This window comes from Rhodospirillales bacterium (assembly GCA_016699855.1).
GTDB lineage: Bacteria > Pseudomonadota > Alphaproteobacteria > Reyranellales > Reyranellaceae.
In genome coordinates, this window is record CP064988.1 from 1,020,042 (window position 1) to 1,046,210 (window position 26,169).

Annotated in this window: 21 protein-coding genes, 1 tRNA gene and 2 pseudogenes; 15 read left to right on the plus strand and 9 right to left on the minus strand. The window is 70.8% G+C overall.

Annotated features, from left to right (window positions below; translation table 11 throughout):
- Positions 1-17: 17 nt before the first annotated feature.
- Positions 18-488 (minus strand): hypothetical protein, encoded by a 471-nt coding sequence (locus IPK81_04820; protein ID QQS13566.1) that lies wholly within the window; start codon positions 486-488, stop codon positions 18-20.
- 214 nt (positions 489-702) lie between these two features.
- On the opposite strand from IPK81_04820, the gene IPK81_04825 reads away from it, so the two are divergent.
- Genes IPK81_04825 through IPK81_04835 form a run of 3 tightly spaced genes read left to right on the plus strand, consistent with a single transcriptional unit; the run spans position 703 to position 4,895 of the window.
- A complete protein-coding gene (locus IPK81_04825; protein ID QQS13567.1) occupies positions 703-3,051 on the plus strand; it encodes a xanthine dehydrogenase family protein molybdopterin-binding subunit in 2,349 nt (782 codons plus the stop codon).
- Between the two features lie 32 nt (positions 3,052-3,083).
- On the plus strand, positions 3,084-3,875 hold the full coding sequence (locus tag IPK81_04830; protein QQS13568.1) for an alpha/beta fold hydrolase: 792 nt from the start codon (positions 3,084-3,086) through the stop codon (positions 3,873-3,875).
- A 39-nt stretch (positions 3,876-3,914) separates the two neighbouring features.
- Positions 3,915-4,895, plus strand: coding sequence for a hydroxyacid dehydrogenase (locus IPK81_04835; GenBank protein ID QQS13569.1), 981 nt, complete (start codon positions 3,915-3,917; stop codon positions 4,893-4,895).
- Between the two features lie 73 nt (positions 4,896-4,968).
- Here the strand turns inward: IPK81_04835 and IPK81_04840 are convergent, their stop codons facing one another.
- Together IPK81_04840 and IPK81_04845 are read right to left on the minus strand one after the other, a co-directional pair.
- Positions 4,969-5,958 (minus strand): hypothetical protein, encoded by a 990-nt coding sequence (locus tag IPK81_04840; protein QQS13570.1) that lies wholly within the window; start codon positions 5,956-5,958, stop codon positions 4,969-4,971.
- Positions 5,959-6,006: 48 nt separating this feature from the next.
- Positions 6,007-7,035: a phosphotransferase family protein gene (locus IPK81_04845; protein ID QQS14956.1), complete on the minus strand. Its 1,029-nt coding sequence runs from the start codon at positions 7,033-7,035 to the stop codon at positions 6,007-6,009.
- Between the two features lie 362 nt (positions 7,036-7,397).
- On the opposite strand from IPK81_04845, the gene IPK81_04850 reads away from it, so the two are divergent.
- Positions 7,398-7,589 carry a hypothetical protein gene (locus tag IPK81_04850; protein ID QQS13571.1) on the plus strand — a complete coding sequence of 64 codons (192 nt, stop codon included), beginning with the start codon at positions 7,398-7,400 and terminating at the stop codon, positions 7,587-7,589.
- Positions 7,590-7,596: 7 nt separating this feature from the next.
- Here the strand turns inward: IPK81_04850 and IPK81_04855 are convergent.
- The 3 genes from IPK81_04855 to gyrA form a co-directional block, all read right to left on the minus strand.
- A tRNA-Lys gene (locus IPK81_04855) sits at positions 7,597-7,671 on the minus strand.
- A gap of 98 nt (positions 7,672-7,769) precedes the next feature.
- A complete protein-coding gene (gene coaD / locus IPK81_04860; GenBank protein QQS13572.1) occupies positions 7,770-8,288 on the minus strand; it encodes a pantetheine-phosphate adenylyltransferase in 519 nt (172 codons plus the stop codon).
- A gap of 140 nt (positions 8,289-8,428) precedes the next feature.
- Positions 8,429-11,125, minus strand: a complete 2,697-nt coding sequence (gene gyrA / locus IPK81_04865; protein QQS13573.1) for a DNA gyrase subunit A — start codon at positions 11,123-11,125, stop codon at positions 8,429-8,431.
- Positions 11,126-11,534: 409 nt separating this feature from the next.
- Between gyrA and IPK81_04870 the strand changes: the two genes are divergently transcribed.
- Positions 11,535-12,152 (plus strand): HAD-IA family hydrolase, encoded by a 618-nt coding sequence (locus IPK81_04870; protein ID QQS13574.1) that lies wholly within the window; start codon positions 11,535-11,537, stop codon positions 12,150-12,152.
- A 100-nt stretch (positions 12,153-12,252) separates the two neighbouring features.
- Complete coding sequence (locus tag IPK81_04875; protein ID QQS13575.1) at positions 12,253-12,657, plus strand: hypothetical protein; 405 nt, start codon at positions 12,253-12,255, stop codon at positions 12,655-12,657.
- Here IPK81_04875 and ssb read toward each other — a convergent pair.
- Positions 12,654-13,151, minus strand: a complete 498-nt coding sequence (ssb, locus tag IPK81_04880) for a single-stranded DNA-binding protein (GenBank protein ID QQS13576.1) — start codon at positions 13,149-13,151, stop codon at positions 12,654-12,656. The two genes, IPK81_04875 and ssb, sit on opposite strands and share 4 nt — an antisense overlap.
- A gap of 402 nt (positions 13,152-13,553) precedes the next feature.
- Between ssb and IPK81_04885 the strand changes: the two genes are divergently transcribed.
- The 7 genes from IPK81_04885 to IPK81_04915 all read left to right on the plus strand — a co-directional run bounded on the left by IPK81_04885 (position 13,554) and on the right by IPK81_04915 (position 21,002).
- Positions 13,554-14,720 (plus strand): MFS transporter, encoded by a 1,167-nt coding sequence (locus tag IPK81_04885; GenBank protein ID QQS14957.1) that lies wholly within the window; start codon positions 13,554-13,556, stop codon positions 14,718-14,720.
- Between the two features lie 99 nt (positions 14,721-14,819).
- Positions 14,820-15,044 carry an AbrB/MazE/SpoVT family DNA-binding domain-containing protein gene (locus IPK81_04890; protein QQS13577.1) on the plus strand — a complete coding sequence of 75 codons (225 nt, stop codon included), beginning with the start codon at positions 14,820-14,822 and terminating at the stop codon, positions 15,042-15,044.
- Positions 15,041-15,442, plus strand: coding sequence for a type II toxin-antitoxin system death-on-curing family toxin (locus tag IPK81_04895; protein QQS13578.1), 402 nt, complete (start codon positions 15,041-15,043; stop codon positions 15,440-15,442). Before IPK81_04890 ends, IPK81_04895 begins: the two co-directional genes overlap by 4 nt.
- A gap of 98 nt (positions 15,443-15,540) precedes the next feature.
- Positions 15,541-18,447 (plus strand): excinuclease ABC subunit UvrA, encoded by a 2,907-nt coding sequence (uvrA, locus tag IPK81_04900; GenBank protein ID QQS13579.1) that lies wholly within the window; start codon positions 15,541-15,543, stop codon positions 18,445-18,447.
- A gap of 16 nt (positions 18,448-18,463) precedes the next feature.
- A complete protein-coding gene (locus tag IPK81_04905; protein QQS13580.1) occupies positions 18,464-19,294 on the plus strand; it encodes a GNAT family N-acetyltransferase in 831 nt (276 codons plus the stop codon).
- A gap of 77 nt (positions 19,295-19,371) precedes the next feature.
- Positions 19,372-19,728, plus strand: coding sequence for a transcription initiation protein (locus IPK81_04910; GenBank protein QQS13581.1), 357 nt, complete (start codon positions 19,372-19,374; stop codon positions 19,726-19,728).
- Positions 19,729-19,754: 26 nt separating this feature from the next.
- On the plus strand, positions 19,755-21,002 hold the full coding sequence (locus IPK81_04915) for a sigma-70 family RNA polymerase sigma factor (GenBank protein ID QQS14958.1): 1,248 nt from the start codon (positions 19,755-19,757) through the stop codon (positions 21,000-21,002).
- Here the strand turns inward: IPK81_04915 and IPK81_04920 are convergent.
- A complete protein-coding gene (locus tag IPK81_04920) occupies positions 20,999-21,385 on the minus strand; it encodes a RidA family protein (GenBank protein ID QQS13582.1) in 387 nt (128 codons plus the stop codon). The two genes, IPK81_04915 and IPK81_04920, sit on opposite strands and share 4 nt — an antisense overlap.
- 240 nt (positions 21,386-21,625) lie before the next feature.
- On the opposite strand from IPK81_04920, the pseudogene trmFO reads away from it, so the two are divergent.
- Both trmFO and IPK81_04930 read left to right on the plus strand, forming a co-directional pair.
- Positions 21,626-22,898 (plus strand): annotated as a pseudogene (trmFO, locus tag IPK81_04925) (methylenetetrahydrofolate--tRNA-(uracil(54)-C(5))-methyltransferase (FADH(2)-oxidizing) TrmFO).
- A 27-nt stretch (positions 22,899-22,925) separates the two neighbouring features.
- Positions 22,926-23,564, plus strand: coding sequence for a pyridoxamine 5'-phosphate oxidase family protein (locus tag IPK81_04930; GenBank protein ID QQS13583.1), 639 nt, complete (start codon positions 22,926-22,928; stop codon positions 23,562-23,564).
- Positions 23,565-23,593: 29 nt separating this feature from the next.
- Here the strand turns inward: IPK81_04930 and IPK81_04935 are convergent.
- Positions 23,594-25,931, minus strand: a pseudogene (locus IPK81_04935) (adenosylcobalamin-dependent ribonucleoside-diphosphate reductase).
- Between the last annotated feature and the right edge of the window lie 238 nt (positions 25,932-26,169).

Sequence of the window (26,169 nt, forward strand, 5' to 3'; positions counted from 1 at the left end):
CGGCAATCTCGACGCGATCAGGGGCCGACGAGGCGTATCTCCGCCCGCCGGCAGGTCTCGCCGCCGGCGACACGGATCTCGATCTCCGCGTAAGGGCGGCCGACGCAGTGCCAACCCCGGCCGGGCGACCCGGCCGCCGCCTCGTCGGCGCGGCAACCGGCGGTGAGCGACGCGTACGCGGCGCGTAGCGCCTCCGGACCGAGGCGCGTGCCGAACCTCATGATCGCCGTCTGCGGCCGCGGCCCCGAGGCGCCGCGGTAGAAGTACAGCGGCGGGGCGCACGATTCGGCGACCGGCAGCGCCTTCAGGTGGCTCGGCAACGCGAAGCGCCAGATCAGCGAGCCGCGCGGCGTGCCCTCGACGTCGAACAGCAGCCACCAGACGATGAACAGCACCGGCGCGATCGCGGAAATCGCGGCGAGCGTGATCAACGCGACCATGGTGCGGCGCCTGGCGAACATGGCGCCGGAAACGCTCGACGACGTCATAGGTCCCCGATCCGTTGACCTGAAGGCGGCGGACGATAAGTGGCGAGCGCTCACTGCACACCATTAAACTTTATCCAGCCACACCCGTCGAACGTGGCTGGAGCGTCGAGCTATGCGTGCGCGCGACAGCCATTCGTCGGGCGCTTTGCAAGCTGCGTCGTCGACCTCTAGTCTGCCCGCCAAGACATCGGCGAAGACCCTAGGAGACAGCGTCATGGCCAAGTTCGGCATCGGTCAATCGGTCCGCAGGGTCGAGGATCCGCGTCTGTTGACGGGCGGCGGGCGCTACACCGACGACACCAAAGCCGGCGCCGGCGCCGCGCGCGCCTACGTGCTGCGCAGCCCGCATGCCCACGCCCGCATCCGCGGCGTCGATACCACGGCCGCCAAGGCGGCGCCGGGCGTGCTCACGGTCCTGACCGGCGCCGACGTCAAGGCGGCCGGATTCGGCGACCTGCCCTGCCTGATCCCCGTCCAGAACCGCGACGGTACCATGCGGCCGGACACGCCGAGGCCGATGCTGGCGCTCGACCGGGTCCGGCACGTCGGCGACCCGGTGGCCTTGGTGGTGGCCGACACGCTCGACCAGGCCAAGGACGCCGCCGAACTGATCGAGGTCGACTACGAGCCCCTGCCCTGCGCCGTCGACACCTACGGCGCGGCCCAGCCGGGCGCGCCGCTGGTGCACGACCATATCGCGGGGAACCTGATCTTCGACTGGGAGATGGGAAACGCGGCGGCCACCGACGCGGCCTTCGCCAAGGCCAAGCGCGTCGTGAAGCTCCGCATCGTCAACAACCGCGTCGTCGTCAACTCGATGGAGCCGCGCGGCGCGATCTGCGAGCACGATTCGGCGACCGATCGCTCGACGCTGTGGGTGTCGTCGCAGGGCGTCAGCGTCATCCGCCCCGTGGTCGCCGACGATATCCTGAAGATCGGCGAGGATAAGCTGCGGGTGCGCACCGGCGACGTCGGCGGCGGCTTCGGCATGAAGATCTTCGTCCACCCCGAGTACCCGATGGTCGTATGGGCGTCGCGGCTGCTCAAGCGCACGGTGAAGTGGATTCCCGAGCGGCAGGAGGCCTTCCAGTCCGACGTCCAGGGCCGAGACCACGTCTCCTTCGCCGAGATGGCGCTCGACGCGGACTGCAAATTCCTCGGCCTGCGGGTCACGACCTACGCCGCGCTGGGCGCCTACCTCTCGCACTACGGCGCCTTCATCCCGACCATGGCCGGCACCGGCATGCTGGCGGGCCTCTACCAGACGCCGGCGATCTACGTGAACGTCAAAGGCGTGATGACGAACACCGTGCCGACCGACGCCTACCGCGGCGCCGGCCGTCCCGAAGCCGCCTACCTGCTGGAGCGTTTCGTCGACCATATCGCGCGCGAGACCGGGCTGACCCCCGACGAGATCCGCGCCCGCAACCATATCCGCGCCGACCAGCTGCCGTGGAACACCGCGCTCGGCGACACCTACGATTCCGGCGCGTTCACGGAGACCATGCGCAAGTCGATGGCCAAGGCCGACTGGACGGGCTTCGCCGCGCGGCGCGCCGAGTCGAAGGCGCGCGGCAGATGGCGCGGCATCGGCCTGGCGACCTACGTCGAGAAATGCTCGGGCGGCGCGCCGGAAAGCGCGATCGCGAAATTCGAGGGCGACGACATGGTCACCGTCTACGTCGGCGTGCAGACCAACGGCCAGGGCCACGAGACGGCGTTCACGCAGATCATGTCGGCGCGGCTCGGCGTCGACGCGGAGCGCATCCGCATCGTGCAGGGCGATTCCGACGTCACGCCGCCGGGCATGACCGGCGGCTCGCGTTCGATTCCGGTCGCCGGCGCGGCCGTGCTCGGCGTGTCGGACAAGATCATCGCCAAGGGCAAGCTCGTCGCGGCGAGCGCGATGGAGGCGGCGGCGGGCGACATCGAGTACGCCGACGCCACATTCCGCATCGTCGGCACCGACCGCCGGATGAGCCTGTTCGAGGTGGCGCGCGCGGCGCGGGACCCGAAGCACGTGCCGCCGGGCGAGACGCCGGGCCTCGACGCGGACTTCACCCGGACGCCCGACGCCGCCACCTTCCCCAACGGCTGCCACATCTGCGAGCTCGAGGTCGATCCCGACACCGGCACGCTGGAGATCCTGCGCTACACCGTGGTCGACGATTTCGGCGACGCCGTGAACCCGCTGCTGCTGCAGGGGCAGGTCCATGGCGGCATCGGCCAGGGCCTCGGCCAGGCGTTGACGGAGCGCACGGTGTACGACAACGACAACGGCCAGCTGCTGAGCGGCTCGTACATGGACTACGCCATGCCGCGCGCCGACGACGTGCCGCACGTGCATTTCGACATGAACAACGTGCGCTGCACCACCAATCCCCTGGGCATCAAGGGCGCGGGCGAGGCCGGCGCCATCGGCGCGCCGCCCGCGGTCATCAACGCCATCGTCGACGCGCTGCGTCCCGAGACCGGTATCGCGCATATCGACATGCCCGCGACGCCGCACTCGATCTGGAGCGCGATCCAGACGGCGCGGGCCCGGAAGGTGGCGGCCGAGTAGCGGCGCGGCGGGTCCGGCGGACGCGAGGCGGCATGCCGCACACCACCCTGCGCGACGGCGCGCGTCTGTACTACGAGACGCACGGCGCCGGACCGCCGCTGATGCTGGTCACCGGCCTCGGCGGCGTGGCGACGTTCTGGGCCCCGCATGTGGCGGCGCTGGCGGAACGGTACACGGTCGTGCTCCACGACCACCGCGGCTGCGGGCGCAGCGAGTTGTCGCGCATCGACTATTCCGTCGACCAGATGGCCGACGACGCGCTCCAGCTCATGGACGCGCTGGGGATCGAGACGGCCCGCTACGTCGGCCATTCCACCGGCGGGGCGATGGGGCAGGTCATCGCCATCGACCATCCGGCGCGGATCTCGAAGCTCGTCCTGAGCGCGACCTGGGCGAAGACGGACGCGTTCTTCCGCCGCCTGTTCGAGGTGCGCTCGCTGCTCCTGCGGCATCTCGGGCCGGAGGCCTACGTCAAGGCCAGCGGCCTGGCGCTCAACGCCGCCGCGTGGATCCGCGACCACGACGCCGAGCTCGCCGCCAACGAGGCGCTGGCGGCCGAGACGATCCCGGTGCCGGAGATCGTGCTGTCGCGCATCGCCGCTATCGTGGCGCACGACCGTCGCGAGGCGCTGCGCGGCATCCGTTGCCCGACGCTGGCGATCGGCGCCCGCGACGACCAGGTCACGCCGGCCTATTTCACCGAGGAGCTCGGCCGTCTGGTGCCGGACTGCCGCACGGTGGTCCTGCCGTATGGCGGACACCTGTTCCCCAACGTTGTGCCGGAGACGTACCAGCGTATCCTGCTCGAATTCTTCGCGGACTGACCCGGTCGGCCGCCCATCATCCCCAGGAGAGGAACCGAGATGGCCAAGAACACCAAACGCATCCTGATGCCGATGGGCATGCATCCCGCCGGTATGGCGCTCGTCGACGCGCGCGACGACGTCGAGGCGGTGCCGATGCACAACTTCACGACCGCCGAGTTCCACGCCGCGCTCAAGGACGCCCACGGCGTCACGCTGGGCCTGACGCCCCTGGGCGATCCCGAGCTCGACGCGGCGCCGAACCTCGTGGTCGCCGCCCGAATCGGCGTCGGCTACGACACCGTGGACGTGCCGGCGCTGACGCGGCGTGGACTGCCGCTGATGATCGCCGGAGTCGCGAACTCGGTGTCGGTCGCCGAACACGCGATGTTCCTGATGCTCACGCTCGCCAAGCGCGGCTTCGACTACGACAGGATGGTGCGCGAGCACCGCTGGGACGACCGGCGCAAGGAGCTGCCGGTCGACCTCTACCTGAAAACGTTGCTCGTCATCGGCTTCGGCCGCATCGGAACGCGCATCGCCCGCCGCTGCGCGGCCATGGAGATGAACGTCCTGGTGTTCGACCCCTACGTCCCGGCCGAGACGATCCGCGCCGCCGGCCACGAGCCGGTCGCCGATCTCAAGGCCGGCCTGGCGCGCGCCGACTTCGTCACCGTGCACTGCCCGAAGAACAAGGAGACGATCGACCTGATCGGCCGCGACGAGCTGGCGGCGATGAAGAGGACGGCCTACATCGTCAACACCGCGCGCGGCGGCATCATCAACGAGGACGCCCTCTACGACGCGCTCAAGGGCGGCGTCATCAAGGCCGCCGGCCTCGACGTGCTCGACAAGGAGCCGCCGACGGAGGTCCACAAGCTGTGCTCGCTGTCCAACATCGTGATGGCGCCGCACATGGCGGGGGTCACGGCGGAGGCGTCGGCGCGCATGGCGCAGGCCACGGTGCAGAACGTGCTCGACGTGTTCGACGGCAAGCCGAACCCGGACAACGTCGTGAACAAGGAGGTCCTGAAGCGCTGACGTCGGCGCCGCCCCGGGGCGGCGCGGCGGCGCCCGGGACGGTCCGACCCGGGCCCGCGCCGCGAACCCGCCGTCACTGCGGCTTGTAGCCGATGCCGTCGATGATGCCCTTCCATCGGGCGAGGTCCGTGGACATGCGCTCGCGCACCTGCTCGGGCGTCGACGTCTCGACGTCGAGGCCGAGCCCGACCAGCCGCTTGACGATCTCCGGCAGGGCGAGCACGGCGCCCAGCTCCTTGTTCCAGGCCTGCACGATCGCCGGCGGCGTCTTGGCGGCGGCGAGGAAGACGTACCAGCCGAGGATGTTGAGCTTCGGGTAGCCCAGCGCCGTGCCGGTCGGAATCTCCGGCGCCGCCTGCGTCGGCTTGAGGCCGGACGTCATCAGCACCTTCACCTTGCCGGCGCGGTGGTGCTCCAGGAAGTCGGTGATGCCGCCGCAGCCGGCGGCGATGTGGCCGCCCTGCAGATCGGCGATCAGCGGCGCCGCGCCGCGGTAGGGAACCGGCTCCAGCGGAACGCCGATCTCGCGGCCGACCATGACGCCGAAGAAATGCGTGAACGAGCCCAACGCCGTCGTGCCGAAACTCTGGCGCGTCGGGTTCTTCTTGAGCCACTCGATGTACTCGGCGAAGGTGTTGACGCCCAGCGTCGGCGACACGCAGAACGCGGTCTGCACCGTGCCCGCGAGCGTCAGCGGCGCGAAATCCGTCAGCGGATCGAACGGCACCGACGCCATCGTCAGCTTCTGCACGATCGTGGCGCTGGGGATGTAGATGATCGTCGCGCCGTCGGGCGGCGAGTTCTTGACCGCCTCCGCCGCGATCGTGCCGCTGGCGCCCGCCTTGTTCTCGATCAGCACGTTGCGGCCGGTCCGCTGCTTCAGCGGCTCGGCCAGCAGGCGCGCCATCACGTCGGTGCCGCCGCCGGCAGGGAAGCCGACGAGGATTTTCAGCGTGCCTTCCGGCAGACCGGTCTGCGCCGCCGAGACGCTCGGCAGCAGCGGCGCGGCCAGCGCGCCGCCGACGATCGGCAGCGCGCGGCGCCGGGTGATTCTGTTCGCCATCGTCCGTTTCCCCTCCAGTCGTTCTTCCCGTCGTCCGACGTCGGCGGCTCAGCCGACGAGGCTCCAGGCCAGCTCCGCCCGCTCGCGCGCGGCGCCGCCCATCTTGATCGACTCCGGCGACGAGGCGTTGCCGTCGAGTCCGCGCCGGTAGACGCCCTGCGCGATCGCCGCGAGGCGGTACAGCGAGAAGGCGAGATAGAAGTTCCAATGGTCGATCCGCGCCCGCCCGGTGCGCCGGCAGTAGGCGGCGACGTACTCGGCCTCGGTCGGATGGCCGCTGGCCGCGAAATCGACCCGCGCGTAGCCGTGCGGCGGATCGGCCAGATGATAGCCGAGGCAGTTGTAGGCGAGGTCGCACAGCGGATGGCCGAGCGTCGACAACTCCCAGTCCAGCACCGCCACGACGCGCGGCTCCTCGGGGTGGACCACGATGTTTCCGAGCCGGTAGTCGCCGTGCACGATCGTCGTCGGGTCCTCGGCCGGGATGTTCTCCGGCAGCCACGCCGAGAGCCTCTCCATCGCCGGGATGTGCTCGGTCTTGAGCTGCTCGTACTGCTTGCTCCACCGCGCCACCTGGCGCTCGACGTAGCGGCCGGCGCGGCCGTAGTCGCCGAGTCCGACCGCGGCGGGATCGACCTTGTGCAGCCGCGCCAGCACGTCGTTCATCGAGTCGAAGATCGCGCCCCGCTCCGCCGGGCTCTGCGCCGCCATCGCCGGATCGCCGAAGATGCGGCCTTCGACCGCGTCCATGACGTAGAACATCTGGCCGATGACCGACTCGTCCTCGCACAGCAGCCGCGCCGGCGCGACCGGCACGTCGGTCGCCGCCAGCGCGCTGATGACGCGGAACTCGCGGTCGACCTGGTGCGCGGAGGCGACCAGCGCCCCCGGCGGCTTCTTGCGCAGCACCAGATCGTGCCGGCGGCCGCCGATGTCGGCGGCGAGGAAGAACGTCGGATTGGAGTGGCCGCTGTCGAACTGCCGGACCTCCAAGCCGCCGCGGTAGCCGTCGATGCGGCGGCGGAGATACGCGTCCAGCGCCGCCGCGTCGAAGCGGTGCCGGTCCATCACGGGCATGGTCGAAGCGTAGACGGGCACCGCCACCTCGGTCGCGCGCGCCGGCGGGAGGCCGACGGCTGCGGCACGCTACGGGTCGGCGACGACGGCGGCAAACGCCACGAACGCCGACCCAGCCTGCGCCGGACGCACGGCATCGGCCGGACGCCGCGCGCGGCCGTTGACGCTTTCGGCTCCCTGAGCGGGTCGCGGCAACCATGCCGGAAGCGCCGCAACATGGGTCTTCGGATGGTTGGGCTCGCGCGTCGAGGCCGCGACCGTGACGCTCGACAGCGAGCAGGCGCTGGCCTGGACGTCGGCCTATCTCGACGCCGGCCACCGGCCCGACGCGCTGGTGCGCGCTGGCGTCGGCGGCGTCGCGGTTGGGCAACGACCCCCACAATCAGGAGATCGCGCTCTGCATGCTGGAGGATTTCGGCAGGAGCCGCGCGCCCGACAAGCGCCGCCTCGCGCTGGCCGCGGCGAAGCACACCGCGCGGCACCGCAAATACGGCGATCCGCTGGACTGCGCCCGGCGTTTCGGCGCGGCGATGGGCGTCGGGGGTCTGGGCTGACCGGGGTTGGTGAGCGCGGAGGGGATCGAACCCTCGACCCTCTGATTAAAAGTCAGATGCTCTGCCGCTGAGCTACGCGCTCGTCCGGACCGGCGCGGGCGGCACGCCGCGCGTCGGGCGCTGCCGTATAGGGTCCCGGCGCCGATTGGTCAATGCGCCGGCCCGAGGCGCCGGCGGGCGTCAGTTGACGCCGGTGCCGCCGGCGAATTTGGCCTTCAGCCGCGCGAACACCTTGGGCGAGACGAAGCTCGACGTGTCGCCGCCGAGCCGCGCGATGTCCTTGACCAGGCTGGAGGAGATGAACTGGTGGCGGTCCGACGCCATCAGGAACACGGTCTCGACGCCGGGCTCCATGCGGGCGTTCATGTTCGCCATCTGGATCTCGTACTCGAAATCGGACACCGCGCGCAGACCGCGCACGATCACGGTGGCGCTCTGGGCCTTCGCGAAATGCACCAGCAGCCCGGTGAACGGCACGATCGAGATGCGCGCGCCGATCTCGGCCGGCTGGTCGGCGATGACCTCGCGCAGCATCTCTACCCGCTCCTCGAGGCTGAACAGCGGACCCTTGCCGATGTTCATGGCCGGCGCCAGAACCAGCCGGTCGACCACCCTCATGGCGCGGCGCACGATCTCGGCGTGGCCGCTGGTGATCGGATCGAAGGTCCCCGGATAGATGCCGATACGGTCGCCCGCCATGTTTCCCCCCGCCGTGTTCCGGCGATTTATGATGCGCTGCGGGACGGGACGTTAGCCGCAATCGCGGGCTTCCACCAACCCGTTTGCGGCGACGCAGCATGCGGGGAACGCAGGGCCGGACGCGCCGATGGCCGCCGGAATCAGGCCTCGGGGGCGTCCTCGGCGGGAGCCGCCGCCTCGCCGTCGTCGACGATGCGCGCCACCGACACCACCTTCTCGTCGTCGGCGACGTTGACGATGCGCACGCCACGGGTGTTGCGGCCGGCGATGCGGATGCCGTCGACGGGGCAGCGGATCAGCGTGCCGCCGTCGGTCATCACCATGATCTGGTCGCGCGCGTCGACCGGGAAGGCCGCGGCGACCGTGGCGCCCCTCGGCAGGTTCATGAGATCGACGCCCTTTCCGCCGCGTCCGGTGACCCGGTACTCGTAGGCCGAGGTGCGTTTGCCGAAGCCGTTGGCGGCGACCGTCAGCACGAAGTCCTCGCGCGCCGCCAGCTCGGCGTAGCGTTCCGGCGTCAGCGTGACCTCGGCGGCGGCGGCCTCCTCCGCGCCCTCCTCGCCGGCGCCGTTCACGGGCTCCTCGACGGCCGCCTCGTCGCCGTTCTCCTGCTGCCGCGACAGGCGGGACTGGCGCAGATAGGCGTCGCGTTCCTCCGTCGTCGCCCGGCCGCTGTCGAGCAGCGTCATCGAGATGACCTCGTCGCCGTCTGCCAGGGCGATGCCGCGCACGCCGGTCGAGGCGCGGCTGGCGAACACGCGCACGGCCGAGACGGGAAAGCGCATCGCCTTGCCCAGCCGCGTCGCAAGCAGCACGTCGTGCCCGTCGCCGCACACCTGCACGCCGATCAGGCGGTCGCCGGCATCCTCGCCCTCGAACTTCATGGCGATCTTGCCGCCCTGGTTGACGCTGGTGAAGTCCGACAGCTCGTTGCGCCGGATGCCGCCGCGCGCCGTCGCGAACATCACCTGCGACGTGCCCCAGCTCGCCTCGTCCTCCGGCATCGGCATGACGGCCGAGATCGCCTCGCCGTCCTGCAGCGGCAACAGGTTGACGAACGCCTTGCCGCGCGCCTGCGGCGCGCCCAGCGGCAGGCGCCACACCTTGAGCTTGTGCACGATGCCGCGGCTGGTGAAGAACAGCACCGGCACGTGGGTGTTGGCGACGAACACCGTCGACACGAAATCGTCGTCCCGCGTCGCCATGCCGGAGCGGCCCTTGCCGCCGCGGCGCTGCGCCCGGTACGCCGCCACCGGCACGCGCTTGACGTAGCCGCCGTGGGTGACCGTGACGACCATGTCCTCGCGCTGGATCAGCTCCTCGATATCGGTCTCGAGCTCGTCGTCGACGATCTCGGTGCGACGGGGCGTGGCGAAGCGCTCGCGGATCTCGACCAGCTCCGAGCGCATCAGCGCGTAGAGCTTCTCGCGCGACGCCAGCAGCTCGAGGTACTCGCGGATGTGGCCCGCGACCTCCTCCAGCTCGGCCGCGATCTTGTCGCGCTCCAGTCCGGTGAGGCGCTGCAGGCGGAGCTCGAGGATGGCGCGGGCCTGCGCCTCCGACAGGCGGTAGGTGCCCGCGTCGGACACGACGCGGCCGGGCTCGTCGATCAGCGCGATCAGCGGCCCGACGTCGCGCGCCGGCCAGTCGCGCGCCATCAGCCGTTCGCGCGCGGTCTGCGGGTCGGGGGCGCGGCGGATGGTGTCGATCACCTCGTCGATGTTGGCGACGGCGATCGCCAGACCGACCAGCACGTGGGCGCGGTCGCGCGCGGCGGCGAGATCGTGCTTGGCGCGCCGCGTGATGACGTCCTCGCGGAAGCGGATGAACGCCTCCAGCAGCTCCTTCAGCGTCATCAGACGCGGACGGCCGCCGTCCAGCGCCAGCGCGTTGACGCCGAACGTCGTGCGCAACGAGGTGTGGCGGAACAGCTGCTTCAGCACGACGTCGGCCATCGCGTCGCGCTTCAGCTCGATGACGACGCGGACGCCGTCGCGGTCGCTCTCGTCGCGCACCTCGGAGACGCCCTCGACCTTCTTCTCGCGCACCACCTCCGCGATGCGCTCCATCAGGCGCGCCTTGTTCTCCTGGAACGGCACCTCGTCGACGATGATCGCCTCGCGGCCGCCGCGCATCTCCTCGATCCGCGTGCGCGCCTGCACGACGATCGAGCCGCGGCCCAGCTCGTAGGCGGCGCGGATGCCGTTGCGGCCGACGATCAGCGCGCCGGTCGGGAAATCGGGGCCGGGCACGATCTCGATCAGGCGCGACACCGGGGTCGTGGGGTCGTCGATCAGCGCGCAGCAGGCGTCGATCAGCTCGCCGAGATTGTGCGGCGGGATGTTGGTCGCCATGCCCACGGCGATGCCGCCGACGCCGTTCGCCAGCAGGTTCGGGAACCGCGCCGGCAGCACCGTCGGCTCGCGGCCCTGGTCGTCGTAGTTCGCCTGGAAGTCGACGGTGTCCTTGTCGATGTCCTCGAGCAGCGCCTCGGCGGTCTTGGCGAGGCGCGCCTCGGTGTAGCGCATCGCCGCCGGCGGATCGGCGTCCATCGAGCCGAAATTGCCCTGCCCGTCGATCAACGGCAGGCGCATCGAGAAATCCTGCGCCATGCGGACCATGGCGTCGTAGATCGCGCTGTCGCCGTGCGGATGGTATTTGCCCATCACGTCGCCGACGATGCGGGCCGATTTGCGGAACGGTTTGGTCGAGTCGTAGCCGCCCTCGCGCATCGCGAACAGGATGCGGCGGTGCACCGGCTTGAGACCGTCGCGGGCGTCCGGCAGGGCGCGCGCCACGATCACGCTCATCGCGTAGTCGAGGTAGCTGCGCCGCATCTCCTCTTCGATCGTGATCGGCGCGATATCGCCACCCGGCGGCGGTGAGGGCGGCGGATCTTTCGTATCTGTGGCGTCTGTCACGAGGCGGGCAACTCGGCTGATTCTCGGGCCGTCGGCGCGGCGTTCCGGGGGTCGCGGCGCGGTCGGCGGATGCCGTTCACGACGAACGCCGGCAACCTAGCAAATCCCCCTATCCAAGCAATCGAATTCGGCGCTCGAAGTTGGAATATAAGACTTTGTTTTCACTGATAAATTCGGCCTCTTTTCGCGGCCTTTCCACCAGCCCGGAACAGCCGGTCAAAACCGCCGTTTGGTGACCCCCCGGCGCGCGTCGCCAAGTCGTGAATCCGCCTTACGTCACGGGTCGTTCCGTGTAGCCTCCGCACCCGGGATCCATGGAGCCAGAATGCCCTCGCAGCCCCCCACCATCGTCGTGTTCGATCTCGGCGGCGTCATCGTCGACTGGAACCCGCGCTACCTGCTGGAGAAAGTCATCCCCGAGCCGGTCCGGCTGGACCGCTTCCTGCGCGACGTGCTGTCGACGCCGTTCTTCCATGTCCTCGACAAGGCGCGCGACTCGCGCGCCGCCGTGGCGCCGGCGATCGCCGCCTTCCCCGAGTTCGCGGCCGAGATCGCGGCCTATGTCGACCGCTTCCCCGAGACGATCCTCGGCGAGATCGCGCCGATGGCGGCGTTGGCGTTGCGGCTGCGCGACGCCGGCGTGCCGATCTACGGGCTGACGAACTGGGCCGGCGACACCTACGACCGCTGCCGGCCGCACCTGCCGACGCTCGACGCGATGCGCGACATCGTCGTGTCGGGCCACGAGGGGATCGCCAAGCCCGATCCCGCGATCTTCCGGCTGAGCTGCGCGCGCGGCGGCTTCGCGGCCGCCGACGCCGTCTTCATCGACGACAACCGGGTCAACGCCGAGGCCGCCAGCGCGTTCGGGATGCGCGGCGTGCACCACCGCGCGCCGGACGCCACGATCGCGGCGCTGCGCGCGTTAGGACTGCCGGCGTAGGCGTCGGCGCCGCGCCGACGGGCAAGGCGATTACGTCCCGCGTAATTGCCTGCATCCGCCGTCCACGACACGATCGCCGCGTCCATGCAGGAGATCGCGCATGTCGGGAACCGCCAACATCGTCGTCGTCGCGCTGCTCATCGCGATCGGCGGGCTGAACGTGCTGCCGGGCGTGGTGCTTTTCGCGCCGGGGCGCGCCGCCGACCTCTACGGCATCGACCTCGCCGACGACGCGCTGTCGGTCGTCATGCGCCATCGCGCCGCGCTGCTGGCGCTGGTCGGACTGGCGTTGCTCTACGCCGCCGCCGAGCCGTCGGCGCGGTGGCCGGCGATGGTCGCCGCCGTGGCCAGCAAGCTCGTGTTTCTCGGCCTCTACGCCGGCGCGGCGGCGCCGGCGTTGCGCAAGATCGCCGTCGCCGACGCGGCAGCGCTCGCCGGCCTCGCCGTGGCCGCCGCGCTGATGGTGTTCGCGGGTGCGTCCGCCGGCGCCGCGAAGGCGTCCTAGAACGGGATATCGTCGTCGAGGTCGCCGCCCTTGCCGCCGCCCCGCGCCGGCGCGGGGCGCCCGCCGCCCGACGACGATCCGCCGCCGCCGGACGCGCCACCGTACTCGTCGCCGCCGCCACCCGCGCCAGCGCCCTCGGCGCGGCCGTCGAGCATGGTGAGCTGGCCGCCGAAGCGCGGAATGACGACCTCGGTCGTGTAGCGCTCCTGGCCTTCCTTGTCGGTCCATTTGCGGGTCGCGAGCTGGCCCTCGAGGTAGACCTTCGAGCCCTTGCGCAGGAATTTCTGAGCGACCTCGCCGATCTTGTCGTTGAAGATCACGACGCGGTGCCACTCCGTGCGCTCCTTGCGCTCGCCGCTCGCCTTGTCGCGCCAGTTCTCCGACGTGGCCACCGACATGTTCACGATCATGCCGCCGCTCTGCATCGTCTTGATCTCGGGGTCGCGCCCGAGATTGCCGATGAGAATCACCTTGTTGACGCTGCCGGCCATCACCGCCTCCGCATTCCCGGAGCGACGCCGCGCCGCTCCTACCGCACGGCGCGCACCCTACGCCGGACGCCCTGTGGGCAACCACCGATTTCCGGTTGCGGCCGCCGGTGCGGCGCGGAGCCGGCCAAGCCCCTGGACCGGCACGATTTCCGTCGTCCGCGATCCGGGCGCGCCGCGGAACGGGTGGCGCCGGCAGACTTCCGCGACGGCGACATCGCACACAAAATGCGCACGGCTGCCGCGCGATCGGACGGGGTGACGCGGCCCGACGGCGGCCCTTAATCTCCGATCGACGCGACCCGCTCTCATTCGCAGGATCCGATGGCCGCTTCCGACCGCGCACCGTTCCACTCGCCGCTGGCGACCCGCGCCGAGGCCTACGTCATGCTTGGCGGCGCCGCGCTGATGATGACGCTGGCCATGGGCATGCGTCAGAATCTGGGCCTGTTCCAGACGCCGGCCTCGAAGGACCTCGGCATCGCCATCGCCGATTTCGCGCTGGCGATATCCGTCCAGCAGGTGGCGTGGGGCCTGACCCAGCCGATCGCCGGCGTGCTGACCGACAAGTACGGCACGCGCTGGGTGGCGTTGACGGGCTGCCTGATGTTCATCGCCGGCCTGGCGCTGACGGCGATGGCGCAGGGTTCCGGCATGATCGTGGTCGGGTCCGGCGTGCTGATCGGCGCGGCGCTGTCTTGCACCTCCTCCGGCGTGACCGCCAACATCGCCGCCCGGGTCGTGGCGCCGGGCCGCCGCACCTTGGCGTTCGGCATCGTCTCGGCCGCCGGCTCGGTGGGCAGCCTCGTCACCGCGCCGCTGGCGGCCTACATCATCGATGTCGACGGCTGGCGCGCAGGACTGTGGGCGTTCGCGATTCTGGCGCTGGCGATGCTGCCGGCGGCGTGGATGGGCGGCCGCGCCGACCGCCTGCCGACCGGCTTGCCGCAGGACAAGGCGCTGACGCTCGGTGGCGCCTTGAACGAGGCCCGCCGGCACTCCGGCTACGTGGTGATGGCCGCGGCCTATTTCGTCTGCGGCCTGCAGCTCGTGTTCCTGACCACGCATCTGCCGACCTACCTCGAGGCCTGCGGCATGGACCGGTCCTACGGCGCCACGGCGCTGATGCTGATCGGCGGCTTCAACATCGTCAGTTCGTGGGGCTGCGGCTACCTCGGCGACCGCCTTCCCAAGCGCTACCTGCTGGGCACGCTCTACATCCTGCGCTCGCTGACCCTGGGCGCGTTCTTCCTGTTCCCGCCGACGCCGGTCACCGTCGTGATCTTCGCGATCACCATGGGCGTGCTGTGGCTGGGCGTCATCCCGCTGGTGAACGGCCTGGTCGTCGACATCTTCGGCCTGCGGTATCTGTCGACGCTGACGGGCATCGCCTTCCTCAGCCACCAGACCGGCTCGTTCCTCGGCGCCTGGGGCGGCGGCTACATCTTCACCGCGCTGGGCTCCTACGACATGGCGTGGAAAATCGGCGTCCTGATCGGCCTGCTCGCCGGCACCATGCAGCTGCTGATGAACGACAAACCGACCCCGCGCATGGCGGCCCAGCCGGCGGAGTGACCTTCCGCGTCCAAGAGCGGCAGGACAGGCCTGTTTCACCAACTTCCAAAGTGGACGATCCTGCATTATAATCGACATTATAATGTGAGGAGTGTCGCCATGCTCAAGGTCAAGGTCACGACAGTCGGCAGCTCGATCGGAATCGTGCTGCCGCGTGAGGTTTTGAACCACCTGAAGGTCGGCAAGGGGGACACGCTGAGCGTGGTGGAGACCTCGAAGGGCGTAGAACTCAGCGCCTACGATCCCGAATTCGAGGCGATCATGGAATCCGCGCGGAAGGGCATGCGCAAGTACCGCAACGCCCTGCGCGAACTGGCGAAATGACCGGAATCGTCCGGATCTGGCGTTGGCTCACGCTCGAGAGCGTCCTCGCGATGCACGATGAACAGATCGCCGATCACGGTGGCGGGACCGGCCTGCGCGACGCGGGCCTGCTCGAATCCGCCCTCGCCAAGCCGATGCCTCTCGCCACGTACGGCGATCCGGACGCGGCGGCGCTGGCCGCCGCCTACGCGTTCGGCGTCACGCGCAACCACCCCTTCGTGGATGGCAACAAGCGCACGGCGTTCGTCGCGGCGTACGCGTTCCTAGCCCACAATGCCCACGATCTCGACGCGACCGAGGTCGACGCCGTGCTCGCGTTCACGGAACTGGCGGCCGGCCGGATCGACGAGGAAACGCTCGGCGCCTGGTACCGCAAGCACATCCGACCCGCGACGTAACCGTCTGTGGATAGCTTCCGCGACAAGAACATGGCGCGAACGGCCGGCGCGCGGATAATGCGCGTCCCCGTCCTCCGCCCCAGGCCGCCCGCGTCCCGATGAGCAAACAACCGCCGGCTTTCCGCAGCGCCGCCGAGCCGCACCGCTTCATCTCCGTGCGTGGCGCGCGGGAGCACAACCTCAAGGGCGTCGATGTCGACCTGCCGCGCGACAAGCTGATCGTGATCACCGGCCTGTCGGGATCCGGCAAGTCGTCGCTGGCCTTCGACACGATCTACGCCGAGGGCCAGCGGCGCTACGTCGAGAGCCTGTCGGCCTACGCGCGGCAGTTCCTCGAGCTGATGCAGAAGCCCGACGTCGACTCGATCGAGGGCCTGTCGCCGGCGATCTCGATCGAGCAGAAGACGACGTCGCGCAACCCGCGCTCGACCGTCGGCACCGTCACCGAGATCTACGACTACCTGCGCCTGCTCTACGCCCGGGTCGGCGTGCCCTACTCGCCGGCCACCGGCCTGCCGATCGAGAGCCAGACCGTCTCGCAGATGGTCGACCGCATCAAGACTCTGCCCGAGGGCACGCGGCTCTACCTGACGGCGCCGGTCGTGCGCGGCCGCAAGGGGGAGTACCGCAAGGAGCTCCTGGAGTGGCGCAAGCGCGGCTTCCAGCGCGTCAAGATCGACGGCAGGTTCCACGAGATCGACGCCGCGCCGGCGCTCGACAAGAAGCTCAAGCACGACGTCGACGTCGTGGTCGACCGCATCGTCGTGAAGCCCGACCTCGGCAACCGCATCGCCGATTCGCTGGAGACCGCGCTGGAGCTGGCCGAGGGCCTCGCCGTCGCCGAGAACGCCGACACGGGCGAGCGCACGGTGTTCTCCGCAAAATTCGCCTGCCCGGTCTCCGGCTTCACGATCGAGGAGATCGAGCCGCGGCTGTTCTCGTTCAACGCGCCGCAGGGCGCCTGCCCGGCCTGCGACGGACTGGGCGTGAAGATGTTCTTCGATCCCGACCTCGTCGTGCCGGACGACCGGCTGTCGCTGTCGGAGGGCGCGGTCGCGCCATGGGCGGATTCGTCGTCGCAGTACTACGCGCAGACGCTGGAGAGCCTCGCCAAGCACTACAAGTTCAAGATGACGACGGCGTGGCGCGAGCTGCCGGCCAAGGCGCGGCAGGCGATCCTGCACGGCAGCGGCGCCGAGGCCGTGGTCATGCGCTACGACGACGGCATCCGCCAGTACCAGACGACCAAGCCGTTCGAGGGCGTGATCCCGAACATGAGCCGCCGCTGGAAGGAGACCGACTCGTCGTGGGTGCGCGAGGAGCTGCAGCGCTTCCAGAACGAGCAGCCCTGCGAGACCTGCGGCGGCGACCGTCTGCGACCGGAGGCGCTGGCGGTCAAGATCGGCGGCCTCAACGTCAGCCAGGTGACCCGCTTCGGCATCGGCGACGCGGTCGAATGGTTCGCCGGCCTGCCGGAGAAGCTGACCTCGAAGCAGCGCGAGATCGCCGCCCGCATCCTCAAGGAGATCAACGAGCGGCTCGGCTTCCTCAACAACGTCGGCCTGTCCTATCTCAACCTCAACCGCGCCTCCGGCACGCTGTCGGGCGGCGAGAGCCAGCGCATCCGGCTGGCGTCGCAGATCGGCTCCGGCCTGACCGGCGTGCTCTACGTGCTGGACGAGCCGTCCATCGGCCTGCACCAGCGCGACAACGACCGGCTGCTGAAGACGCTGACGCGGCTGCGCGATCTCGGCAACACGGTGATCGTGGTCGAGCACGACGAGGACGCGATCCGCGCCGCCGACCATCTCGTCGATATGGGACCGGCCGCCGGCGCCCATGGCGGCCGCATCGTCGCCGAGGGCACGCCCGCCGAGGTCATGCGCAACCCCGAGAGCCTGACCGGCCAGTACCTGTCGGGGTTCCGCCAGATCGAGGTGCCGCGCCAGCGCCGCCGGGGCGATCCCAAGCGCACGCTGACGATCCGGGGCGCGTCCGCCAACAACCTCCAGGGCGTCACGGCGCGTTTCCCGCTGGGTACCTTCATCTGCGTCACCGGCGTGTCGGGCAGCGGCAAGTCCACCCTGATCGTCGAGACGCTGTACAAGGCGCTGGCCAAGCGGCTGAACGGCGCGCGCGAGACGGCGGCGGCGCACGAGCGCCTCGACGGCGTCGAGCACCTCGACAAGGTGATCGACATCGACCAGTCGCCGATCGGACGGACGCCGCGCAGCAACCCCGCGACCTACACCGGCGCCTTCGGGCCGATCCGCGACTGGTTCGCGCAGCTGCCGGAGTCGACGGCGCGCGGCTACAAGCCGGGGCGCTTCTCGTTCAACGTCAAGGGCGGCCGCTGCGAGGCGTGCCAGGGCGACGGCATCATCAAGATCGAGATGCACTTCCTGCCCGACGTCTACGTCCAGTGCGACGTCTGCAAGGGCCGCCGCTACAACCGCGAGACGCTCGAGGTGCTGTTCAAGGGCAAGTCGGTCGCCGAGGTCCTCGAGATGACGGTCGACGAGGGCTGCGAGTTCTTCAAGGCCGTTCCGGTGATCCGCGACAAGCTGCTGACGCTGCAGCAGGTCGGCCTCGGCTACATCCATATCGGCCAGCAGGCGACGACGCTGTCGGGCGGCGAGGCGCAGCGCGTGAAGCTGTCGAAGGAGCTGTCGCGCCGCGCCACCGGCCGCACCCTCTACATCCTCGACGAGCCGACCACCGGCCTGCATTTCGACGACGTGCGCAAGCTGCTGGAGGTGCTGCACCGTCTGGTCGAGACCGGCAACACCGTGCTGGTGATCGAGCACAACCTCGAGGTCATCAAGACCGCCGACTGGATCGTCGACCTCGGCCCCGACGGCGGCGCCGGCGGCGGTCGTGTCGTGGCCGAGGGCACGCCGGAGGACGTCGCCGGGGTCGCCGAGAGTTTCACCGGCCAGTACCTTGCGCCGCATCTGCGCCGGACCGCGCCGCCCGCGTCGACGCCGGCCCGCAAGCGCGCGTGACGACCGGGCGGCGTCCATGGCCCTCCGCATCGGCGACCTCGATCCGACCCACGCCGGCGCCGCGCACGCGTTGACGACGGCGGTCGGCTGGACGCACCGGCTCGAGGACTGGGTGTCCGCGCTCGCGGTCGGCCGTGGGCTGGGCGCGTTCGACGACGACGGTACGCCCCGGGGCGCGCTGATGTGGTTCCCGTACGGCTCCGCCTTCGCGACGATCGGCATGGTGGCGGTCGATCCCGCGGTCCATCGCGGCGGCGTCGGCCGCGCGCTGATGGACCGGGCGGTCGCCGACGCCGGCGGCCGGTCGCTGATCCTGGTGTCGACCGCCGCCGGCCGCCGGCTCTACGAGTCGCTGGGTTTCCGCGTCATCGGCGCCAACGCCGCGCATGTCGGCGTCGCCGCGGCGACCGCGCCGGCCGATGGCGTCGAGGCCGGCGGCGCCCACGACACTCCCGCGTTGGTCGCCCTCGACGCCGCCGCGCAGGGCTATCCGCGCGAGGCGCTGGTGTCGGCGCTGGCGCGGGACGGCGAGATCGCGGTGGTGCGCGAGGACGGCGTCCCCATCGCCTTCGCGATCTGCCGCCTGTTCGGCAAGGGTCGCCAGGTCGGCCCGGTGATCGCCCGCGACGAGGGCCAGGCGCGCCTTCTGATCGCGTGGTTTCTGGCGCGCCATGCCGGCCGGACGCTGCGGATCGACGTGCCCGCCGACCATCCCGCGCTGGCGGCATGGCTCGTCGGACTCGGATTCCCGCGCGGCGGCGAATCGCCGTTCATGGTGCGCGGCGACGCGCCGTCGCCGACGGGTCCGGCCCGCCGCTACGCGCTGGTCAGCCAGGCGATGTGCTGAGCCGTCGGTTCGATCCGCTGTCGATTCCCTCCGGCGTCGCGCGTCTCTAGGATGACCACCACCGAGGGAGACCGGACATGGCGAAGTTCATGCTGCTGCTGCGCGACGATCCCAAGGCCTTCACCGCGCTGTCGCCGGCCGAGATGCAGGCGATCATCGGAAAATACCGCGCCTGGGCGCAGGGGCTGCGCGAGCGCGGCCAGCTCGCCGGTAGCGACAAACTGCGCGACGACCCCGGCAAGGTGCTGCGCCACGCCGGCACGCGGGTCGCGGTCAAGGACGGCCCCTACGCCGAGAGCAAGGAGCTGATCGGCGGGTACTTCGTCGTCGAGGCCGCCGACTACGCCGCCGCGGTCGAGATCGCGCGGGAGTGCCCGCATATCCGGCCCGGCGCGACGGGCACGATCGAGGTCCGGCAGATCCAGGAGATGTGAGCGTGGCGGGACCGGCGCCGGAGGCCATCGGCGCGCTGGTCGACCGCCTGTTCCGCCGTGAATCCGCCCGCATCGTCGCGACGCTGGCCCGGGCCCTGGGTCCCCGCCATCTCGACGTCGCGGAGGACGTCACGCAGCAGGCGCTCCTGCAAGCGCTGCGGACATGGCCGTTCCGCGGCGCGCCCGACGACCCGGCGGCGTGGCTCTACACGGTGGCGCGGCGCCTGGCGGTCGACGCGGCGCGGCGCGACGCGATCCTCCGGCGCCACGCGGACTCCATCGAGCGGGAGCTGTCGGCGCGCGCGCCGGCGGCGCCGGAGGCGCGATTCGCGGATGAACTCGCCGACGACGAGCTGCGCCTGCTTTTCATGTGCGCCCATCCGGCGCTGTCGGCCGAGATGCGGTTGGCGCTACTGCTGCGCACGGGCTGCGGCCTGTCGACCCGCGAGATCGCCGCCGGGCTGCTGCGCGAGGAGGCGACGGTGGCGCAATGGCTGGTGCGCGCGCGGCGGCGCGTCCACGAGCGCGGGCTGGCGCTCGACATGCCGTCCGCGGCCGAGCTGCCGGCGCGCCTCGCACCGGTCCTCGACGCGCTCTATCTCGCGTTCAACGAGGGCCACGGCGCCAGCGGCGGCGAGGCGCTGGTGCGCGCCGACCTGTGCGGCGAGGCGGTGCGGCTGGCGCGGCTGCTGGCCGGCCATCCCGTCGCCGGCAGGCCGGAGACGCAGGCGCTGGCGGCGCTGCTGCTGTTCCACGCCGCGCGGCTGCCGACCCGCGCCGACGGCGCCGGCGAGATCGTGCTGCTGGCCGAGCAGGACCGCGCGCGCTGGGACCACGCCGCCATCGCCGAGGGGTTCGCCCGGCTGGAACGCGCGGCGGCCGGCGCCCGGCTATCGGAGTTCCACCTGCTGGCGGGCATCGCCGCCGAGCACGCGCGCGCCGCCACCTTCGCGGCGACCGATTGGCGGTCGATCCTCGCCTACTACGACGCCCTGATCGCGGTCGCGCCGTCGCCGGTGCACCGCCTGAACCGCGCCGTGGCGCTGGCCATGGCCGACGGCCCCGCGGCCGGACTGGCCGAGGTCGAGGCGCTGGTGCGCGAGCCGGCACTGACCGGGTACTTCCTGCTGCCGGCGACGCGCGGCGAACTACTGCGCCGGCTCGGCCGGGACGCCGAGGCGGCGGACGCCTTCGCCGAGGCGTCGAGGCTGGCCGCGTCCGCGCCGGCGCGCCGCTTCCTGGACCGCCGGCGCGAGGCGCTCGGCGCCGCCTAGGCCTTGGCCGCGACGATCTCGACCTCGACAAGCATCTCCGGCGCGGCCAGTCCGCTGACCAGCACCAGGGTCGAGGCCGGATACGGATCGTGGACGTACTTGTCGCGCATCGAGCGGTAGGTACCGATGAAACGCCCGTCGGTGAGGTAGGCGTTGACCTTGATGATGTCGGCGTAGCTCATGCCGGCGTTGCGCAGGATCGCGCCGATGTTCTTCCACACCATGTCGCACTGCTTCTCGATGCCGGCCGCGATCTTGCCCTTCGAGTCGACGCCGACCTGGCCGGAGACGTAGAGCAGCCGGCAGCCGGGCGGCAGCTCGACCGCGTGGCTATATTTGCCCGCGAGGGCGACGCCCTTCGGGTTGTGGCGCTTGAACGTCATTTCTGGTTTTCCTCCCCGTCGTCATGAAGGCGGCCGCCGGCTTGGGTCCCGGACTGGTTGCGCCCCGGACTTCGCCGGACTATCTGTGCGCCGTAACGCTCCACCACGCATGACCGAACGGGGATGTAAGCCGTGTCGCGGGCCTTGATCAACCCCGTCCATGTCGTCGGCGGCGGCCTCGCGGGCAGCGAGACCGCCTGGCAGCTGGCGCGCGCCGGCATTCCCGTCGTCATCCACGAGATGCGGCCCGCGCGCGGCACCGAGGCGCACCTCACGGAGTCCCTGGCCGAGCTGGTCTGCTCCAACTCGTTCCGCTCCGACGATTCCGAGCACAACGCGGTCGGGCTGCTGCACGAGGAGATGCGGCGCGCCGGCTCGCTGATCCTGCGCGCCGCCGACACGCACAAGGTCCCGGCCGGCGCCGCTCTGGCGGTCGACCGGCACGGGTTCTCGGCCGCCGTCCAGGCCGCGCTCGAGGCCGAGCCGCTGGTCGAGATCCGCCGCGCCGAGATCGCCGGCCTGCCGCCGGCGGAATGGGACAGCGTCGTCGTGGCGACCGGTCCGCTGACCTCGCCGGCGCTGGCGGGCGCCATCCTCGGGCTCACCGGCGCCGACAACCTCGCCTTCTTCGACGCCATCGCGCCGATCGTCCACAAGGACAGCGATCGACTTCGGCGTCGCCTGGTTCCAGTCGCGCTACGACAAGCCCGGACCCGGCGGCACCGGCGCCGACTACATCAACTGCCCGCTCGACCGCGACCAGTACTTCGCCTTCATCGACGCGCTGATCACCGGCGAGAAGACGGAGTTCAAGCAGTGGGAGAAGGACACGCCGTACTTCGACGGCTGCCTGCCGATCGAGGTGATGGCGGAGCGCGGCCGCGAGACGCTGGCGCACGGACCGATGAAGCCGGTCGGGCTCACCGACCCCCGCACCGGGCGGCGCGCCTTCGCGGTGGTGCAGCTGCGCCAGGACAACGCGCTGGGCACGCTCTACAACATCGTCGGCTTCCAGACCAAGCTGCGCCACGGCGAGCAGACGCGCATCTTCCGCATGATCCCCGGTCTCGAGAAGGCGGAGTTCGCCCGCCTCGGCGGCCTGCACCGCAACACCTTCCTCAACAGCCCGCGCCTGCTCGACGGCGCGCTGCGGCTAAAGGCCGATCCGCGTCTGCGCTTCGCCGGCCAGATCACCGGTTGCGAGGGCTACGTCGAGAGCGCGGCCATCGGCCTGCTGGCCGGCCGCTTCGCCGCCGCCGAGCGCCTCGGGCGACCGGTCGTGGCGCCACCGCCGACGACGGCGTTCGGCGCCATCCTGCGCCACATCACCGGCGGCGCGGTGGCCGACACGTTCCAGCCGATGAACGTGAATTTCGGCCTGTTCCCCGATCTTCCGGCGGTGCCCGGCGCGAAGCGCCCGCTCCGCGGCAAGGAGAAAAAGCTGGCGCTGACGCGCCGCGCGCTGGCCGATCTCGACGCGTGGCTGACGCCGGCGCGGGCGGCGGCGGAGTAGCGGCGCTGCGGACGCGCGGAGGTCGCCATGACGGATGAAGCGCCGGCGCCCCCGCCCAGCGACGTGGCGTTCACGCCGTCGGTCAAGGCGGCGCAGGAGCGGCTGGGATCGCGCGCGCACCATCTGCGGCAGGAGCGCGACCGCCCGTGGGCGACCGGCGTCACGCCGAACCTCGCGGAGTTCCTGGCATTGGTCGACACGTTCTTCCTCGCCACCGCGACGGCCGCCGGCCAGCCCTACATCCAGCACCGCGGCGGGCCGCCCGGTTTCCTGAAGCCGCTCGACGGCCGCACGCTGGGCTTCGCCGATTTCCGCGGCAACCGCCAGTACGTCACGGTCGGCAACCTCGCGGAGAACGACCGCGTCCACATCTTCATCCCCCACCATGCGACGCGGCAGCGCATCAAGCTGTGGGGCGGCGCGCGCATCGTCGAGGACGATGCCGACCTGATGCGCCGCCTCGCCGTGCCGGGCTACGACGCCCGGATCGAGCGCGCGGTGCTGTTCACGGTCGAGGCGTGGGACGTGAACTGCCCGCAGCATATCGTCGCGCGCTACAGCGAGGCGGAGATCGCGCCGGCGGTCGACAAGCTCACCGCCCGCATCCGCGAGCTGGAGGCGGAGAACGCCGCCCTGCGCGCGGCGATGCGCGAACCGGCGCCGTAGCCGACGCCTTCACGGCCCGCCGCGCCGCGTCAGGCGCAGCGCGAGTGGCCGCAGTTGAGGCAGACGTCGCAGCCCTCGCGGTGGGTCAGCGCGGCGGCGCCGCATTGCGGGCACTGCGCGAAGCCGCGCGGCGCGGCGGCGCCTTCCGGGCCGGGCTCGCGCGCGGGGGCGCCGGCGACCAGCGCGATCTTGGCGTCGGCGGGATCGGCGGCGAGCGGCTTCTGGCCCGGCGACAGGAACCCGATCTCGACCATGTGGCGCTCGATCACCGCGCCGATCGCGGCCAGCAGGCTGGGCACGTAGCGGCCGTCCATCCACTGCCCGCCGCGCGGGTCGAACACCGCCTTCAGCTCCTCGACCACGAACGACACGTCGCCGCCCCGGCGGAACACGGCGGAGACCATGCGCGTCAGCGCCACGGTCCAGGCGTAGTGCTCCATGTTCTTGGAATTGATGAAGATCTCGAACGGCCGGCGGCGGCCGTCCTGCACGATGTCGTTGAGCGTGATGTAGATGGCGTGGTCGCTGCCCGGCCATTTGATCTTGTAGGTGCTGCCCGGCAGCTCCTGCGGCCGCTCCAGCGGCTGGGCGATGTAGACGACACCGTCGCGGCTCGCGGGCTTGACCGGGGGCGCGGGCGGCGATCCCGCGGACGGCGCCGCGACGGTCTGCAGCACCGCGCCGGTCACGGCGTTCGGCCGGTAGGTCGTGCAGCCCTTGCAGCCCGCGCGGTACGCCTCGGCGTAGACGTCCCTGAACGCCTCGAACGAGATCGTCTCCGGCAGGTTGATGGTCTTGGAGATCGAGCTGTCGATATGCTTCTGCGCCACCGCCTGCATCGCCAGATGGGCCTCCGGCGTCAGGCCCTGCGCGTCGACGAACGCCGCGGTGGGCACCGCGTCGGCGCCGCGCAGGTGGCGGTAGAGGCGCAGCGCGTAGTCCTCGACCGTCTCCGTCGTCCTCGACCCGTCGGGCTGGATCACGGTGCGGGCGTGCGCGAAGGCGAACACCGGCTCGATGCCCGACGAGACGTTGTCGGCGACCAGCGAGATCGTCCCGGTGGGCGCGATCGAGTTCAGGAGCGCGTTGCGGATGCCGTAGCGGCCGATCGCCGTGCGCACGTCCTCGTCGAGACCGCGCACCGTGGCGCCGGCGAGGAAGCGCGCGCGGTCGAACAGCGGGAACGATCCCTTCTCGGCCGCGAGGTCGGTCGACGCGAGGTACGAAAGGCGCCGCAACGCCGCCAGCCATTCCCCGGTCAACCGCACCGCCTCGGGCGAGCCGTAGGCGACGCCGCACATGATCAGCGCGTCGGCCAGCCCGGTGACGCCGAGACCCATGCGGCGCTTGGCGCGCGCCTCCTCGCGCTGCGACTCCAGGGGAAAGCGCGACAGGTCGATGGCGTTGTCGAGCATGCGCACCGCGAGCGGCACGAGCTCCTCCAGCACCGCCATGTCGAGCGCGGCGTCCGGCGCGAACGGCCGCGCCACGAGCCGCGCCAGATTGATCGACCCCAGCAGGCAGGCGCCGTAGGGCGGCAGGGGCTGCTCGCCGCAAGGATTGGTGGCGCTGATGGTCTCGCAGTACGCGAGGTTGTTGGCGCGGTTGATCCGGTCGATGAAGATCACGCCCGGCTCGGCGACGTCGTAGGTCGCGCGCATGATCCGATCCCACAGCGCGCGCGCCTTGACCGTGCGGAACGTCCGTCCGCCGAAGCTCAGCGCCCAGTCGGCGTCGGCGTCGACCGCCGCCATGAAGGCGTCGGTCATCAGCACCGAGAGGTTGAAATTGCGCAGCCGGCCGGGCTCGCGCTTGGCGTCGACGAACGCCTCGATGTCGGGGTGGTCGCAGCGCAGCGTCGCCATCATGGCGCCGCGGCGGTGGCCCCGCGCTCATGATCGTGCGGCACATCGCGTCCCACACGTCCATGAAGCTGAGCGGGCCCGAGGCGTCGGCGCCGACCCCGCGCACCGGCGCCCCGCGCGGCCGCAGGGTCGAGAAATCGTAGCCGATGCCGCCGCCCTGCTGCATGGTCAGCGCGGCCTCCTTGAGGCTCTCGAAGATGCCGCCCATGTCGTCGGGGATCGTCCCCATGACGAAGCAGTTGAACAGCGTGACGTCGCGGCCACTGCCGGCGCCGGCCAGGATCCGGCCGGCGGGGATGAAGCGGAAGTCGCGCAGCGCGCCGTGGAACCGCTCCGCCCACAGCGCCGGGTCGCGCTCGCCAGTCGCCAGCGCCGTCGCGACGCGCCGCCACGTGTCGTCGACATCGTTGTCCACAGCGGCGCCGTCACCGGCCCGCAGGCGGTACTTCATGTCCCAGATCCGGGTCGCGATCGGGGCCGGGGTCAGAGGGCCGTCGCCCATCGAACGCTCCATGGCGCGGAAACGCGCGACCGGCATGAGTCCGGACGCTTCGTTTCGATGTATTCTAGGTTACGAGGGAGATTAAGCGTACGCCCATGAGGCGGCGTGGTCAATAAAAGTTTCCCGTTTTGTTCTTTTGAGGGCGCGAATTATCAACAGAGTGCGAAGTCGCAACTCGTTGATGAACGGTCGTTTTCCAGAGGCGTCCCCAACGTTTCCCACATCGCGTCGCCGGCTA